Origin of the sequence: Hoyosella subflava DQS3-9A1 (genome assembly GCF_000214175.1) — a bacterium.
Taxonomy (GTDB): Bacteria; Actinomycetota; Actinomycetes; order Mycobacteriales; family Mycobacteriaceae; genus Hoyosella; species Hoyosella subflava.
This window is the reverse complement of record NC_015564.1, coordinates 4,373,398-4,388,832: the sequence shown is the minus strand read 5'-3', so window position 1 is coordinate 4,388,832 and position 15,435 is coordinate 4,373,398. Positions and strand designations below refer to the sequence as shown.

The following is a 15,435-nucleotide window of genomic DNA, read 5'->3' as shown; positions in this document are numbered from 1 at the left end:
TGGTAGATGTGGAACATGCGAGCAGTTCAGGTGACAACCCTCGACGGGCCGGACGCGATCGAAATCGCGGACGTGGCAGACATTGAGGCAGCCGACAATCAAGTCCTGATCGATGTTCACGCGGCAGGCGTGACCTTCCCCGATGTCCTTCAAACGCGTGGTCTTTACCAGATCAAGCCGCCGCTGCCGTTCACACCGGGATCCGAAGTGGCGGGAGTGGTCGTCAGTGCGCCCGGGGGGTCGCATGTCAAACCGGGGGACAGGGTGGTCGCGTTCCCTGGACTCGGTGGTTTCGCGCAGCGCGTCGCGGTTGATCCTGCAGTGGTGTTTCCGCTCGCGGACAACGTCTCGTTCGAGGCCGGCGCGGGTATCCCGATGAATTATTTGACGGTGCACTTCGCGCTGCTGCGCCGCGGGCGTCTCGCCGCGGGCGAGAACGTCCTGGTTCACGGCGCCGCCGGCGGCGTCGGCACGGCAGCAATCCAGGTCGCGAAGGCTTTCGGGGCCGAGGTCATTGCGGTGGTTTCGTCTGACTCAAAGGCAGCGGTCGCACGCGACGCCGGCGCTGACCACACGATCCTCGCGGCCGGGTTCCGGGACGCGGTGAAGGAACAGTTCCCTGCCGGTGTCGACATCGTGGTGGACCCCGTCGGTGGGGACAGGATGACTGACTCGCTGCGCTGCCTTCGCGCGGAAGGCCGCCACCTCGTTATCGGTTTCACCGCGGGAGAAATCCCTTCTGTCCGGGTCAACCGGTTGCTCCTCAACAACATCGATCTTGTCGGTGTTGGCTGGGGTGCCTTCTGGCTGAGCAATCCCGGGTATCTCCAGGAGCAGTGGCGTGCGCTGGCGCCGCATTTCGAATCGGGTGCGCTGGCACCGGTAGTGGGTGAGGTCGTTGCGCTGGACCGTGCGGCTGACGCGTTGCGTGCGCTCGACGAACGCCGTGCGACCGGCAAGGTAATCCTGGCAACGCGGTGAGTTGTTTCCGCTTCGTGTCAGTGCCGTGGAATATGTCCGCGGGTCTCACTGTTGGAACTGCTGGATCAGCCCGTCGTATCCCCCGGGCTCAAACAGAATTGCCTTCGCGGAATACCGTCCGGCTGGAGCCGCGATGCGCCACTCGCCGTGAGGCGAATAAGGCGGGCTGGTCCTCACTCTGAGCTCAGATAAACCACTTCGCGTTCGCGGATTCGCGCCACGTACGGTTGCGTCTCGCTCGTGTATTCGCCGCCTGACGGCAGCCCCCCGGATCGCTGCACGGCACCGAATCCGGCGTTGTAGGCGGCGAGCGCGAGGTCCAGCGGGTCACCTTCAAGCGTTCCCGCAGCGACACCTTCAGCGGCACGCCGGTGGTTGTCGCACATGAATGCAGCCTGCGCGGTCACAGCGTCGGGGATGCTGTAGGGATCGGCGGCACCGTCGCCGTCCGCGTCGACTCCCCAAATTTCCCACGTCTCCGGGATGAACTGAGACGGGCCCATAGCGCCGCGTGGGCTAAGGGCATCGGTGCGGAAGCTGCTTTCGGCTTCGATCTGCGCAGCAAGGATCGATGGTGTGATCGCTTCACACTGGCCTGCTGCCTGGCTGATCCACGTCCGGAACTCTTCGTTGAAGCCGGAGGAGACAGTTCGCGGGTAGTAGTCAGGCGATTGCGCGAAATCGCCGCAGCCCGCTAGCGCGAACGCTGCGGCCAGCGGGGGGAGGACGATTGCACGTTTCATCCTCCGCGAGTGTGCCCACGAATCGCCCGCCGCGCCAGTGACTGTGGCGAAACGCATTGCTAACCCCGGCTGTGCCGAACAGAATGGAGTGTGACGCTAGTCACTTACTAGGGGAGGTAGCAATGCACGCAGTAGCTGGCGACCGTATCCACTTCAAGAGCGGCACGGTCGGTGCACCTGAGCATGAAGCCGAAATTCTCGAGGTGCAGGGCAGCAATGGTGAACCGCCTTACCGCGTCCGATTCGATGATGGGCACGAATCCATCGTGTACCCCGGCTCGGATATCCAGATCGAGCATCCGTCAAGCGGCTAACTAAACAAGCCAGATGAAGTGCGCGATCACCACAACAAAGAGCGCATAGGTGATGGGATGGACGTCGCGCCACCGTCCCTTCGCCACCATCAGAAGCGGGTACAGGAGCAAACCGAACGCGATGCCGTTGGCGATCGAATATGTCAGCGGCATCGCTACAACGGTCGCAAACGCGGGGATCGCGTACTCGAGTTTGTTCCACTCGATGTCACCGAGCGCTTTCGCCATGAAAACACCCACGATAATCAGCGCTGGAGCTGTCACTTCAGGTGTGACGACGGCGAGTAGGGGCGAAAACAAGAGGGACAGCAGAAAGAACCCGGCCGTGACGACCGAGGTCAGGCCTGTTCGCCCACCCGCGCTAACGCCTGCGGACGACTCGATGTAGGACGTGGTTGTTGAGGTACCGAGTACGGCGCCGCCCATGGTCGCCACCGAATCGGACATGAGAGCGCGATTCGCGCGGGGCAGCTCGCCGTTCTTGAGGAACCCTGCCTGGTTGGCCACGGCGATGAGGGTGCCAGACGTGTCGAAGAAGTCCACGAAAAGCATCGTCAGAACGACAACAAGCATCTGGGCGGTGATCAGCTCCCCGAGGTTCCCGAACGCCACACCAAACGTCGGGGCGAGGCTCGGAACTGAGCCGACGACGGCATCCGGGGCAGAGATCAGGCCCGTAATCATCCCGGCGGCCGCTGTCAGGATCATGCCGTAGAAGACGCCGCCCTTGAAGCCGCGGATCAAGAACACAGCGGTAACGGCAACGCCGAACAGCGCAAGCAGTGTCTCGGGGCGAGACAGATCACCGAGCGTGACCGTGGTGGCTTCATCGGGAACGACGATTTCCGCGTTCCGTAGGCCGATAAAGGCGATGAAGAGTCCGATACCTGCGCCGGTTGCAAATTTGAGGTTGAGGGGGATCGCCCGGATTATCGCGCCCCGCACACCAGTGACAGCGAGGATGAAAAACAGCACGCCAGACACCAAGGTGCCCGCGAGTGCCGTCTCCCAGGGAATCCCCATACCGAGCACCACGGTGAACGCGAAGAACGCATTGAGCCCCATACCCGGGGCGAGCGCGATCGGGTAGCGCGCCCAGAGACCCATGACGAGCGACCCGAGGGCTGCCGCGAGGGCGGTGGCGACGAACACCGCGGGCACATCCATCCCCGCGGACCCGAGGATCTGCGGGTTGACGAAAAGGATGTACGCCATCGCGAGGAAGGTCGTCGTACCAGCCACGACCTCAGTCCTGAAGGTCGTGCCCTGTTCGGTGATGTGGAAGAAGCGGTCGGCGCCTCGTGAGACACGCTTCGGCGCCGTTTTCAAGCTCGTCATTGCGCGATCTCCCTGCCTCGTCCCCAGACTTAATTGCTCTTCGCGTGCTGATTCTGCCGATCAGTGATGACGATAGTGTTGCGTGTGCGCTACACGGCAAGCGAGATCGCAATTGTTGCGGATTTAACTATCGCGGGCGGCCTTGTCCAGAATGAGCGCAATCGCCTCTGTCACCTTCTCTGCATAGGTGAGATTCAGCGACTCATCGGGAACGTGCGCGTTACTGTCCGGACCGAGTGCTCCAGTGATCACGAACTGGGCGTCGGGGTGCGCCTCATGCAGCAGTCCCATGAACGGGATCGATCCGCCGACACCGAGCGCGCGCCAGGGCTGACCGAACACGCCTACACTCGCGCTGTCGAGGGCGTCTTTCAGCCACTCCGCAGTAGCGGGTGCGTTCCAGCCGTTTGCGGCCTCTGCGTCCGTTACATCGACGTGCGCACCGCGTGGAGGGTTGGCCGTGAGGGCGCGAGTGATCGCGTCGAGTGCGACATCGGCGTTGATCGTGGGCGGGAGCCGGAAACTGAGGCGCAGCGTCGTCGACGGGCGCAACACGTTTCCGGCGTCGCTAGGGCTGGGCAGGCCAGAGGCGCCGATGACTTCCAGTGCTGGCCGCCACGTGTTGCGCAGGTGAAGCTCTACCTCGTCGTCGCTGTCAAGTTGCACTCCGTCACGCAGTGGGAGCAAAACCTGCCAGGCACCCGGAACGGTAGCGGCGGTAGCGCGAGTTTCCTCGATCCGGTCAGCGGGGATTTCCGCTGTCAGCTCGGGGGGCAGTATCGCTCCGGTGGCCGGGTCCTCGAGCCGGTCGAGCAGCTGCCGCACGATCCGGAACGAACTCGCCACCGGGCCCCCCGCCATCCCGGAATGGACCCCGGCTCGCAGCAGCGATACCGTGACGCTCACCGATGCCAGACCGCGCAGCGATGTCGTCAGCCAGAGCCGCTCGTAATCTGCTGCACCGGAGTCAAGACACACCACGAGCGCCACGCTGCCGAGACGGTCAGCGAGGTGGTCGAGGTAAGCGGGCAGGTCCGGGCTGCCCGACTCCTCACTCGTTTCCAGCAGCAGTACACAGCGGCCATGCGCCCCGCCGGTTGCCCGGATCGCCTCTATTGCGGTGATAGCCGCGTAGCCGGCGTATCCATCGTCGACCGAGCCACGGCCGAACAGGCGCCCGTCCCGCCGTATGGGTTCCCACGCGCCGAGGCCTTCCGACCATCCGTCCAGTGCGGGCTGCTTGTCAAGGTGGCCGTACAGCAGAGTCGTCCCGGCAGATGCGGCATCAGAGGTCGCGGGCATATCCACCATGAGTAGCGGTGTCAGGCCGGGAAGTTTCTCGACGGTGACTGTTGCCCCGGGGAGGTCCCTTGTGCGGATCCAGTCGTAAAGATGGTTGATCGCCGAATTCAGGTGACCTGACGTTTCCCAGTCGGGGTCGAATGCGGGCGAGAGTGCCGGGATGCGCACAAATCCCTCGAGGCTCGATACCGCCTCGTTCCATCGGATACTGACTGCCTCGTGTAATGCGGTCCTGTCCACGATCCCGATGCTAGCTGCTCGCGAGTATGACTGGACTGTGCCTGGTCGGCTAAGCTCCGCGCGCAGACAGTCGTGAGGTGGACAGGTACATGGCAGTGGAGACGGAACAGGACCAGATTGGCGAGCGCAGTGATCCAGGCTGGCGAGGGCGGCTAGGTGAACGCATCGAGTCGCAACTGGCTCGCCGCATTATCACCGCGCTGATCCTGATCAACGCGGCAATACTCGGCGTCGAAACGTCGGACGCGGCGCGTGACGCGGTTGGGGGACCGCTGCAGCTTGTGAACCAGTTGATCCTTGCGGTCTTCGTGGTTGAGATCCTCATCAAGCTGGTCGCGTTCGGTCCGGGCTTCTTCAAATCGGGCTGGAACGTTTTCGACTTCCTGATCATCGGTATTTCGCTGATACCCGCATCGGGACCGCTGGCGATCCTCCGCACCTTGCGCATCCTGCGTGTGCTGCGACTGCTATCGACCGTCAAACGGCTGCGCTTGCTCGTCGAGTCACTGATGCAGGCCATGCCCGGAATTGGATGGTCAGCGGCCCTCCTGCTCATGATGTTCTACATCTTCGGGGTGATGGGCACCGAGCTGTATGGGGAACGGTTCCCCGACTGGTTCGGAACTTTGGGCCGCAGCATCTACAGCCTCTTCCAGGTGATGACTCTCGAAAGCTGGTCGATGGGCATCGCCCGGCCGGTGATGCAGGAGTACCCCTACGCGTGGGTCTACTTCGTGCCGTTCATTCTCATTTCGAGTTTCATGGTGCTGAACCTGTTCATCGCCATCATCGTCAGTGCGACCCAAGAGGTGCACGAGATGGAGCAGCGCCAGGAGCGTGCCCAGTCAGAACAACAGGCCCATGTTGAGCGTGAGGAGATGCTGGATCTGCTGCGCGGCATGAGCACGCGGCTGGAAGAACTCGAACGTAGGTTGCCGAGATGAGGCGCACGAGAAAGCACAGCTGCGGTAGCCGCTAAGAGGGCGCAAAGATGGCTGGCTGAAACGTCAATATCGCATCAAGGTCGGTCCCGGCGCGCGGCTACCGCGGAATGCTAGTCAGGTGCGCGCATTAGCCCCCGCTCGGGAGTATCGGGATCGGAAGGATTTCCTTCGGAGAGCGTTCAGGACCTTTGGAAAGTACCCTGCGCGGGTGGTGGTCGGCGGGTTCACGGGGGCGATCACCGTCGGCACGGTCCTGCTGATGCTGCCCCTCGCATCAGCGAAAGCTGAGTGGACCGATCCTGTATCGGCCCTCTTCACCGCAACCTCAGCTGTGTGTGTGACAGGGCTGGTGGTTGTTGACACGGGGAGTTACTGGTCGGTGTTCGGTCAGGTCGTGATCGTGTGTCTTTTCCAGGTTGGAGGCCTCGGGATCATGACGGTGGCGTCGCTGCTCGGGATGCTGGTTGCCCGGCGCATGGGGATGCGTATGGAGCTCATAGCACACACGGAGACGAAGAACCTGCGTATCGGCGATGTACGCCGGGTGGTGATTGGTGTCGTACGGCTGAGCTTGCTCATCGAGATTGTCATCGCTGTTCTGATCGGCGTCCGGTACTACGTCACGTATACCGACTCCGCTGCCGCTGCAGCAGGGTTCGCGGTGTTTCACGCGGTTTCGGCCTTCAATAATGCGGGTTTCGCGCTACAGGCGGATAGCGTGATGCAGTTCGTCGGTGATCCGTTCATCCTTATGCCGCTGATGCTCGGCTTCACCTTGGGGGCCCTCGGATTTCCTGTGCTCTTCGAAGTGGGGAGGTATTTCCGCCAGCAGGTCATCGCAGCGCAGAAGGGTCGCGGGCGAATGCAGCACCGGCAGTGGACGCTGCACACCAAGATCACAATCCTCGCCCACGCGGCGCTCGCGGTGGTGGGAATCGTTGCTGTCATGGGGTTTGAATGGGCGAATCCGGCTACTCTCGGGCAGCTCACTCTCGGTGAGAAGCTTCTAGGCGGTGTGTTCCAGGGTCTCGCACCGAGGACCGTCGGATTCAACTCGCTTGAAGTCGGCGACATGAACTCTGCGACTGTCCTCATCACGAATGTCCTGATGTTTATCGGCGGCGGCAGCGCGGGCACAGCCGGCGGCATCAAGGTGACGACCTTCGCGCTCCTCGGCTACGTCATCTTCGCCGAACTGCGCGGACACCCCACAGTTCACGTGATGGGCCGAAAACTTGCCGAATCCGTACAGCGCCAGGCTCTGACGGTCGCACTTCTTGGCGTCGCGGCAGTGGTCAGCGCGACCGTCGCGATCCTGGCCGTCACTGACCACGAAACAGATGTGGTGATGTTCGAGGTCATTTCAGCGTTCGGGACGGTTGGGTTGTCCATGGGAATCACTGACGATCTGCCGGTGATCGCCCACCTCATACTCGTAGTCCTAATGCTGTTAGGCCGGGTAGGACCAATCATGCTGGCATCCGCGCTGGCCCTCCAAGAGCGGCCACGCCGGTACGAATTACCTGAGGAACGGCCGATCGTTGGGTGACTATCGGGGTAACAATTCTGGGATGCTGATGCCATGGCTCTAGGGAGATCGGCCCTATCGCAAGCGCGGCGGCGATCCGGCTGGCTCGCAGCGTACGTGCTTCCCGCTCTGTTCACAGTCGCGTTCTTGCCGCTGAAGAATCATGTGGCGTTCGCCAACATCGCGATGACGTTCTTGCTGATCGTTGTCGTCACGGCGGTAGTGGGTGGCTTGCTCCCAGCCTTGGCTGCTGTCGTGCTCAGCGCCGCGCTGTTGAACTTCTTCTTCACTGAGCCATTTCATACACCGTTCATCGCTGATGCCGAAAACATTATGACCCTGACTGTCATGGTGGCAGCGGCAGTCCTGGTTGCCATCGTCGTCAACAGGTCGGCGGTGCGCGCCGCTGAAGCGGAACGAGCGAGAAGGGAAGCTGCGCTTCTCTTCTCATTCGCGCGCATCATCCTGTTCGACGATAATCCAGCGGATCGGCTGCTGGCGCGGATCACTGAAGACTTCGAGCTAGAGTCGGCCGCGCTCGAGGAATTTGACGGGACGCATTGGCACACGACTGACCACGCGCGCTGTCAGCCGAGCAAACCAGTCGAGGTGAAGATACAGGTCGTTCAGGTCAGTCCAGATGTCCGGCTCGTTGTCGCTGGTAACGAGCTTGCTCGGGATGACTGGGCTGTACTGGAGACTGCGGGTTTCCAGGCCGTGCTCGCATTGCGTCACCAGCGTATGTCAGCGACGGCGGCCGAGGCTGAGCGACAGGCTGACGCGGCCGCGCTACGGAATGCGCTGCTTTCCGCGCTTGGGCACGACCTTCGAACACCGCTGACGTCGCTGAAAACAGCGATTGGCTCGCTGCAGGATGAGCAGCTGCGATTCTCCCCTGAGGACCGGCGGGAACTGTTGAGCGTCGCCGACGAGTCGGCCGCCCAGCTGAGCGGTCTCGTGGACAACCTGCTCGATTCATCCCGCCTGGTCACGGGTGCTGTCCGTCCGAACCTTGGAAATCTCGCAGTGGAAGATGCCATCGCCCGTGCGCTGCGCCATGTGACTGAGAGCGACTCGATCTCCCTCGACATTGCCGATAACCTGCCCGAAATTCTGGCGGATGGAGGTCTGCTCGAACGAGTAATCGCCAATCTCGCGGATAACGCGCTGCGTCATGGAGGTAAGGGTGTCACGATCACGGTTCGCGCAATTTCCGACGACGTGGTGATCTCGGTAGCCGATCACGGCCCTGGGCTCCCGCTAGGGCCACGTGACGAGACATTTGCCCCCTTCCGAAGACGGGGGGACCGAAATATGACAACAGGGATTGGGCTGGGAATGTCAGTTGCCAAGGGGTTCACCGAGGCGATGGCCGGGACAATCGAGGTCGCGGAAACACCAGGTGGCGGGCTGACTGTGAACTGCGCGTTTCCCGCGGTGGAGTATGCGGGAGCAGGGGAGGGATGACGACCGTACTCGTTGTTGACGACGAAAATCAGATCCTGCGTGCCCTGCGGATCACCCTCGCTGCACACGGCTACACGGTGAAGACGGCGGCTGATGGTTCGGCCGCGCTGCGTGCTGTCGCAACGGAAAAGCCAGATATTGTTGTCCTCGACCTGGGACTGCCGGATATCGAAGGCACAGACGTCATACATGGCATCCGGGGCTGGTCGACGGTTCCGATCGTGGTGCTGTCCGCACGAACCGACTCAGGGGACAAGGTCGCGGCGCTAGACGCGGGGGCCGATGACTACGTCACGAAGCCCTTCGGGATGGACGAGTTCCTCGCGCGACTCCGGTCTGCGCTTCGAAGAGCGCAGACCGTGGAAAGCACGCCAGACACTGTAGTCGAGGCAGACGGGCTGACTATCGATCTTGCAGCCCGCTGCGTGCGCCGCGACGGCAGCGACGTCCATTTGACACCCACCGAGTGGTCGATCCTCGAGTTGCTTGTCCGGAATCGCGGCAGACTCGTCACTCAGAAACAAGTGCTCCAGGCGGTATGGGGGCCCTCGTACGGAACCGAAACTCACTACTTGCGGGTGTACCTGGCACAGCTGCGCCGCAAGCTCGAAGGCGACCCGTCGCGTCCGAGGTACTTGCTGACTGAACCGGGTATGGGTTACCGCTTCGCGGACTGAGCAACGCCGAACACCACCCCGATGTGCCTTCCACCACGTCCATAGAGGTTGTGGCTGACACAAAGGGGTGGTGTCTGGTGCGAGCTAGACGGGACTAGCCCTTCAGCGCCCGGGCCATTCCCCGGCGTACCGCACCGATGATGTGCGGCCGGAGCTCAGCTGCCGGGATGATCGCGTCAACGGAACCGACCTGCTGTGCACGCTGAATGTTGTGAATGGCCTCGAACTCAGCCGCAACCTCGCCTAGCTTCTCCGACCGCACCGCTGAGCGCTGTGCTGCGAGCGCGACTTGCAGGTGCGCCTTGTCTGCCTGGTCCTCGGCTGCCGAGAGCTTCGCTTCCAGATCCTGCACCGTGGGATCAGCGGCGGTGCGCGTGTTCACCTCGCGGGAGAACACCACAGCCGCGGCTGGTGCACCACCGATGACGGAGGCGAAGGAACCTTCGATAGCGAGGACCTCCATGTTGTCGTTCAGGGCCTTCGAGAAGACCACGAACGCACCGCCGTGGTAGCGGGAGACAACGCAGAAGACGATCGGCCCGTCAAAGTTGACGATCGCCCGGCCGATCTCAGCACCGTATTCCAGCTGGATGCTGCGCAGTGACTCGGGTGAGCCGTCGAATCCGGAAAGGTTCGCCATGACGACGAGCGGCCGGTTGCCGGATGCCGCGTTGATCGCGCGGGCAGTCTTCTTCGATGACGCGGGGAACAACGTGCCCGACGTCCACTGGTCCGGACCGTCAGCGGGGAACCAGCCCTTACGCGGGATGGCGCGGGACTCGATACCGATTACGCTGACCGGCTGTCCGCCGAGGTGCGCATCGAAGACGACGGAGGTGTCGGCGTCGGCCATATCTGCCCAGCGCTCGAGCACGCTGTGATCCTGGTCGACGACGGCCCGCATCACGGTGCGAATGTCGAACGGCTTCTTCCGCTCCGGGTTGGTCTTGGAGGAGAAGATGTCACCGACTGTCGTGAAGTCGCTGCCTGGGTATACGTGCGGGAAGGTCTGGACGTCGCGCTCGATCGGGTCGGTCGTCTCGGCACGGCGGGGGAAGCGCTCGCCGCGCAGGACATACGCGTGATCGTAGTGCGCGAACAGGATCTCGCACGCAGCTGTCAGGTTCGGTGCCCAGTACTGGGCCTCGCCGTTCGGGCCCATGACACGGTCGTAACCACCGATGCCGAAGTTGTCTTCGGCCGACACCCCACCTGAGTAGTCAAGCGAGTTCTTGCCGGTCAGCACCATCGCGCTGTCCGGGGTCATCACGAGAATGCCCTTCGTGTGCATCAGCATCGTGGACTCCGCGTTCCAGTACGGCTGCGCGCCCACGTTGATACCGGTAACGATGACGTTGACCTCGCCACCCTTCTGCGTGAACGTGATGAGCCGACGCAGGCCACGCGACACCCAGTCCATGTTCTCGGTACCGCTGTCCATAGAGATCTTTGCGCCGGACGAGAGTGCGAACCACTCGACCGGAACTCCAAGTTCCTCAGCGAGATCGACTGCCGCGACGAGCCGGGAGCACTCGGCTTCCGCGACCGTGCCCAGCGCCTTGGTCGGGTCGCCGAACAGCGCGATCCGTGTCATGCCCTCTGGGTAACGCGGCGTGGGCGTGGTTACCTTGCCGACGATCAGGCCGGCCTTGTTGTCGCCGTACGGGCGGTCCACCGGCGCGAGCACACCACTATCGTCGATGTCGTATTCGACGAAGGAACCCTCTGGGCCTGTGAGCAGCGGAATGAGCTCGTATGGGTAGATCGTCCCGCGTGCCCGGGAGCTGCGCACCTTCTGGGTGTACGCGTCCATCGGCTGTAGCGGCTCGGTTGGTGGCTCGGTGATGTTAAGGACGACTCCGTCACCGGTCCGGTACGAGAACCGCAGGGCGCGCCTGGTGAGTTCCTTGCCCTCTCCCGGCATCCAGACGATCACGGTGATTTCCTCAAGCCCTGCACCCACCGTGAGCGGGGTGAGGTTTCCGGCGACAGTCCGCACGTCGTCGATGCTGAGGTCCAGCGTGTGCCAGTAGTAGATCATGACGCGGTTCGCGTCCAGGCGGCGCTTGCTACCGCGTTTGGCCTGTGCCCGGCGCACTCCGTTGAGGCAAGCGGTCAGCGTGCGCTCAAAGGAAGGCAAGGAAACCACTTGGCCCGAGTCATCCCGCTGGACTGTCGCGTCACGCACCTCAGCGAGAGCGATAAGGCGCTCATCGGCGGGGTTTTCCTTCGCCTTCAGGTGGAAGAGGAAGGTGTCGGGAGCACTGGGAACACGTACCCCTTCGAAGTTCTTCAGACGCCACAGGTCGAGACGCTGCCCGGTCAGCGGGTGCATGTCACGGATGATGCGATCTTCGCGGAGTCCGCCGTTCTCAGGCCGGAAGGTGAACTGGCGGCTCGCGGCTCCGGCGCCGAACACGGTCACCGTGAATCGGCGGGCAGTCAGCGCGCCCTTCAGCTCCGCAAGGAGCGTTTGAGCGACAGCATCCGAGTCGGTGGACGCTCCCGGCCAGGAGAGGTACAGGTCGAGCACGAGGTTCTTCCGGTCGGCAGGTGCGACAGCATCAACCGCACGGAGCATCTCGGACAGCTGGGAATACTCACCGACCGTAGAGACAAGCTCGATCCGATCGCCGAGGAGCTGGAATGAGCCGGTGACGAACTGCTGCCCGCCACGTTCGAATGCCTTTACGTCCTCAAGCTCGCGGATCTTGTAGTAGGCGCGCGTGATGACCTCGAGAAGTGGCCCGGGCCGTTCGATGCGCCCTGCGAGCAGGTCGATTAGCGGTTCCGGTGTGCGCGTCAGTTCGCGGACACGCTGAGTGTAATCCGCCGATTCAGGGTTCTCTGAGAGGTACTCGAGAGCGCCGCGTACTCGGTCGGTTACTTCGCCGCGGGCCTTGCTGATGACGGGCTCGACGAAAATGCGGAACCGCACGTTGCGCGCCAGATCGCCGACGACTGGGTAGCGAAGCTGCGTTGCTGTGATGAGGCGGTCGAGGACCTCTTCGAGTTCATCAGGCAGTGTTGTTGCAGTGCTGACGAGCCACCGCTCGAGCAGCGCTGACACGACAGGGACTTGGTTCTCCATGCGCTGTAGCGCGAGGAAGAGGCGGTAAACGGCTTCTGCGAGTTCGGGTGAGGGGGTGAGGTCTGTGACACCGTAGTGGCGGAGTGCTCCACTGAGCTTCGATCTGAAGGATTCGGGGAGCCCCTCGATGTCCGCGTCGAGCGACTTCAGGTAGGTGTGGAAGTGTTCGCGCGGGCTGTGGACACGCTCATCGGATTCGAAATCACCGGTGATGGGCCTGTTCCGTGAGATTTCGCAGATGTCCGCGAATGTCGACAGCAGGGCGAGTTCCGCGTGAACGACTTCGCTGTTGGAGTCGGTCAGCGCCGTGTGAGCGCTGAGGAGCCGTTCGTAGTCAGCGAGCAGTGACCGGGCACGTGTCCCGTCAACGTCGTATCCGGTGAGAAGCGCACCCAACGAGGTGAGCAACTCCAGTGCGTCACACTGGGATTCAGCGGATTTCGGAAACTCGACGCTTGGTGTCTCGACGGCTTCCGTGGCCTCGCTGTGTGCATCGACCCGGACCAGTGACGCACCGGCGTCGACCTGTGAGTTGACGACCGCGAACACCTCGCGAACGCGGCCAGCCACCTGGGCGCGGACTGCGGTCTCCATCTTCATGCTCTCGAGCACGACGAGCGTGTCCCCGACCTCGACGTCGTCCCCTTCAGCGACGGGAACAGCGACGACGACAGCGGGAGCCGGTGCTCGGACTACGCCAGCCTCGTCTTGAGTGATCTGATGGCTGATGCCATCGACCTCAACGAGATAGCTGGCCGGTCCTTTGACAGAAACCACGTGGTGGCGAACACCAGCGACGACGACGCGACTTTCGAACTTACCCAGCCGTTCGATGTCGACCTCGAGGTCGCCGGAGTCGCCTTCGATGCGATACCGGTTCGGGCCGATCTGCGTGACGAAAAGGCCATAGGCGTGGTTCTGGTAGTTGAGTTCGATCTTCCGGCCGATGGCGTGGCTTGCACGCGGACGTCCGCCGCGCGCTGACAAGCGGAAGGCTTCACGCTCGACTGCCTCTTCCGCGTCGTAGACCTCGATCGCTGTCGCGAGCAGAGCCGTGGCCGCCTTGGTGGAGGTGGTTGCGTTGGGGTCGCTTGAGGTGCCGACGCCGGAGCGGTCCAGCCAGCCGGTATCGGCGGACGCTGAGATCACTTCGTCCCGGTCGAGGAGCGCGAGCAAGAACGACTTGGTGGTGGTGCCGCCATGCAGGACAACGGTGGTTTCACGCAGCGCAGTGCGCAGGCGGGCTAGCGCCTCGGAGCGGTCTTTGCCCCACGCGATGATCTTGGCAACCATCGAGTCGTAATCGGGAGGAATGACGTCGCCTTGCGCGATGCCGGTGTCGACACGCAGCCCCGAGCCGAGCGGGAACTTGAGCAGCTGCACCGAACCAGGAGCCGGCGCGAATCCGTTGTCCGCGTCCTCGGCGTTGAGCCTAGCTTCGACGGCATGCCCGAATTCACGTGGACATTCGCCAGTGAGTTCGCCGCCGCCTGCAACGTGAATCTGGAGCTTCACGAGGTCGAGACCGGTGGTTGCTTCGGTGATCGGGTGCTCAACCTGCAGGCGTGTGTTGACCTCGAGGAAGGTGAAGATCTTCTGTTCAGGCTGGTAAAGGTATTCGACGGTCGCGGCGCCGCAGTACCCGGCAGCGCGGACAAGCTCAGCCGAGGCCTTCCGCAGATGATCGGACTGTTCCTTGTTGAGCAGCGGTGATGAAGATTCCTCGATGACCTTCTGGTTCTTGCGCTGGATCGAGCAGTCGCGCACGCCCGGTGCCCAGACGTTTCCGTGCGAGTCGGCGATGCACTGAACCTCGACGTGGCGCGCTTCGGTGACTAGTCGCTCGATGAAAACAACTGGGTCCCCGAAGGAGCGCTGCGCTTCGCCCTGAGTTCGCTCGAGTGCGAGTTCGAGTTCATCCTCCGAGTAGACCTTGCGGATCCCGCGTCCGCCACCGCCGCTGCGTGCCTTGATGATCAGCGGATAGCCGATTGCTTGTGCGTGACGTCGCGCATCTGCGCGGGTTTCGACCGGGCCACCGCTCCACGGTGCGACGGGTACGCCGACCTTCTCGGCGAGGAGTTTTGCTTCGACTTTGTCACCAAGCAAGCGCATCGCGTCTGAGTTGGGACCGATGAAGGTAATACCAAGGCGGGCACAGAGATCCGCGAAGTTGGGATCCTCAGCGACGAAGCCCCAGCCGACCCACACGGCGTCGGCCTTCGACTCGACGAGGGCGCGCTCAAGTTCGGCATGGTCAAGGTAGGGGGTCGCCGCAGTGGTGGAGGGGCGGAGTGTAACGCCCTCGTCTGCCTGCCTGACGAAAAGTGCGCCGCGCTCGGCTTCTGTGTGGAGCGCGACGACGCGAATACCGTAGTTGTGCTCAGCATTCAGTTCGCGAACAGCCCTAATCAGGCGTACAGCGGCCTCGCCGCGGTTGACTATAGCTATACGTGTGAACATCCCTGCCCCGTTTCTTGTGGAACCTAGTGACGACGTGATTGGTCGTAATACATCAAAGGACCCCGTCGTCCGGTGTCGCTTTGGCCAGATGTGGCCGCGATTCAGCGCCTCTCCTCGCTGAGCGAATGCCTACGCGCACGGGTGTGCCGTCAGCGCGCAGAACCGGCTCACACAATTCACTCCCGCGTCGGTTTTCCGCGCGGCGAGTGTGTGTCAGCCGTGATGCCGGAACTGTGCACCTGCTCGGCCGCAATCAACCCTGAGTGCATCCGTATCCTTTTGGATAACAGCCGTCCAGCACCACAATCATGCAGCATGGCGAACAGATTGTCACATGTAACCAAATA

At 62.6% G+C, this 15,435-nt stretch carries 10 protein-coding genes; 6 read left to right on the top strand and 4 right to left on the bottom strand.

The window, feature by feature from the left end; genetic code table 11:
* Window positions 1–15 precede the first annotated feature (15 nt).
* A complete protein-coding gene (locus AS9A_RS20365; RefSeq protein WP_041452302.1) occupies window positions 16–981 on the top strand; it encodes an NADPH:quinone oxidoreductase family protein in 966 nt (321 codons plus the stop codon).
* 173 nt (window positions 982–1,154) lie between these two features.
* Here the strand turns inward: AS9A_RS20365 and AS9A_RS20360 are convergent, their stop codons facing one another.
* Window positions 1,155–1,724, bottom strand: a complete 570-nt coding sequence (locus AS9A_RS20360; protein ID WP_083826717.1) for a lytic transglycosylase domain-containing protein — start codon at window positions 1,722–1,724, stop codon at window positions 1,155–1,157.
* Window positions 1,725–1,846: 122 nt separating this feature from the next.
* On the opposite strand from AS9A_RS20360, the gene AS9A_RS20355 reads away from it, so the two are divergent.
* The gene (locus AS9A_RS20355; protein ID WP_013809037.1) at window positions 1,847–2,038 is read left to right on the top strand and encodes a DUF1918 domain-containing protein; all 192 of its coding nucleotides are present in this window, start codon (window positions 1,847–1,849) and stop codon (window positions 2,036–2,038) included.
* On the opposite strand, the gene AS9A_RS20350 is transcribed toward AS9A_RS20355, so the two are convergent.
* Both AS9A_RS20350 and AS9A_RS20345 read right to left on the bottom strand, forming a co-directional pair.
* Entirely contained in the window at window positions 2,039–3,376 is a 1,338-nt protein-coding gene (locus AS9A_RS20350) for an NCS2 family permease (RefSeq protein WP_013809036.1), read from the bottom strand.
* 123 nt (window positions 3,377–3,499) lie between these two features.
* Window positions 3,500–4,918: a M20/M25/M40 family metallo-hydrolase gene (locus AS9A_RS20345; RefSeq protein ID WP_013809035.1), complete on the bottom strand. Its 1,419-nt coding sequence runs from the start codon at window positions 4,916–4,918 to the stop codon at window positions 3,500–3,502.
* 89 nt (window positions 4,919–5,007) lie between these two features.
* Here AS9A_RS20345 and AS9A_RS20340 point away from each other — a divergent pair, with 89 nt between their 5' ends.
* The 4 genes from AS9A_RS20340 to AS9A_RS20325 all read left to right on the top strand — a co-directional run bounded on the left by AS9A_RS20340 (window position 5,008) and on the right by AS9A_RS20325 (window position 9,534).
* On the top strand, window positions 5,008–5,862 hold the full coding sequence (locus tag AS9A_RS20340; protein ID WP_013809034.1) for an ion transporter: 855 nt from the start codon (window positions 5,008–5,010) through the stop codon (window positions 5,860–5,862).
* 208 nt (window positions 5,863–6,070) lie between these two features.
* Window positions 6,071–7,411, top strand: coding sequence for a TrkH family potassium uptake protein (locus AS9A_RS20335; RefSeq protein ID WP_013809033.1), 1,341 nt, complete (start codon window positions 6,071–6,073; stop codon window positions 7,409–7,411).
* Between the two features lie 33 nt (window positions 7,412–7,444).
* Complete coding sequence (locus AS9A_RS20330; RefSeq protein WP_049793803.1) at window positions 7,445–8,857, top strand: sensor histidine kinase; 1,413 nt, start codon at window positions 7,445–7,447, stop codon at window positions 8,855–8,857.
* Window positions 8,854–9,534 carry a response regulator gene (locus tag AS9A_RS20325; protein WP_013809031.1) on the top strand — a complete coding sequence of 227 codons (681 nt, stop codon included), beginning with the start codon at window positions 8,854–8,856 and terminating at the stop codon, window positions 9,532–9,534. Before AS9A_RS20330 ends, AS9A_RS20325 begins: the two co-directional genes overlap by 4 nt.
* 94 nt (window positions 9,535–9,628) lie before the next feature.
* Here the strand turns inward: AS9A_RS20325 and AS9A_RS20320 are convergent, their stop codons facing one another.
* Complete coding sequence (locus tag AS9A_RS20320; RefSeq protein WP_013809030.1) at window positions 9,629–15,088, bottom strand: ATP-binding protein; 5,460 nt, start codon at window positions 15,086–15,088, stop codon at window positions 9,629–9,631.
* Window positions 15,089–15,435: the final 347 nt, after the last annotated feature.

Bases quoted from the DNA above. Each gene is read 5' to 3' on its own strand.
- AS9A_RS20365 (WP_041452302.1), top strand. From the start codon at position 16: ATGCGAGCAGTTCAGGTGACAACCCTCGACGGGCCGGACGCGATCGAA.
- AS9A_RS20360 (WP_083826717.1), bottom strand. From the start codon at position 1,724: ATGAAACGTGCAATCGTCCTCCCCCCGCTGGCCGCAGCGTTCGCGCTA.
- AS9A_RS20355 (WP_013809037.1), top strand. From the start codon at position 1,847: ATGCACGCAGTAGCTGGCGACCGTATCCACTTCAAGAGCGGCACGGTC.
- AS9A_RS20350 (WP_013809036.1), bottom strand. From the start codon at position 3,376: ATGACGAGCTTGAAAACGGCGCCGAAGCGTGTCTCACGAGGCGCCGAC.
- AS9A_RS20340 (WP_013809034.1), top strand. From the start codon at position 5,008: ATGGCAGTGGAGACGGAACAGGACCAGATTGGCGAGCGCAGTGATCCA.
- AS9A_RS20330 (WP_049793803.1), top strand. From the start codon at position 7,445: ATGGCTCTAGGGAGATCGGCCCTATCGCAAGCGCGGCGGCGATCCGGC.
- AS9A_RS20325 (WP_013809031.1), top strand. From the start codon at position 8,854: ATGACGACCGTACTCGTTGTTGACGACGAAAATCAGATCCTGCGTGCC.
- AS9A_RS20320 (WP_013809030.1), bottom strand. From the start codon at position 15,088: ATGTTCACACGTATAGCTATAGTCAACCGCGGCGAGGCCGCTGTACGC.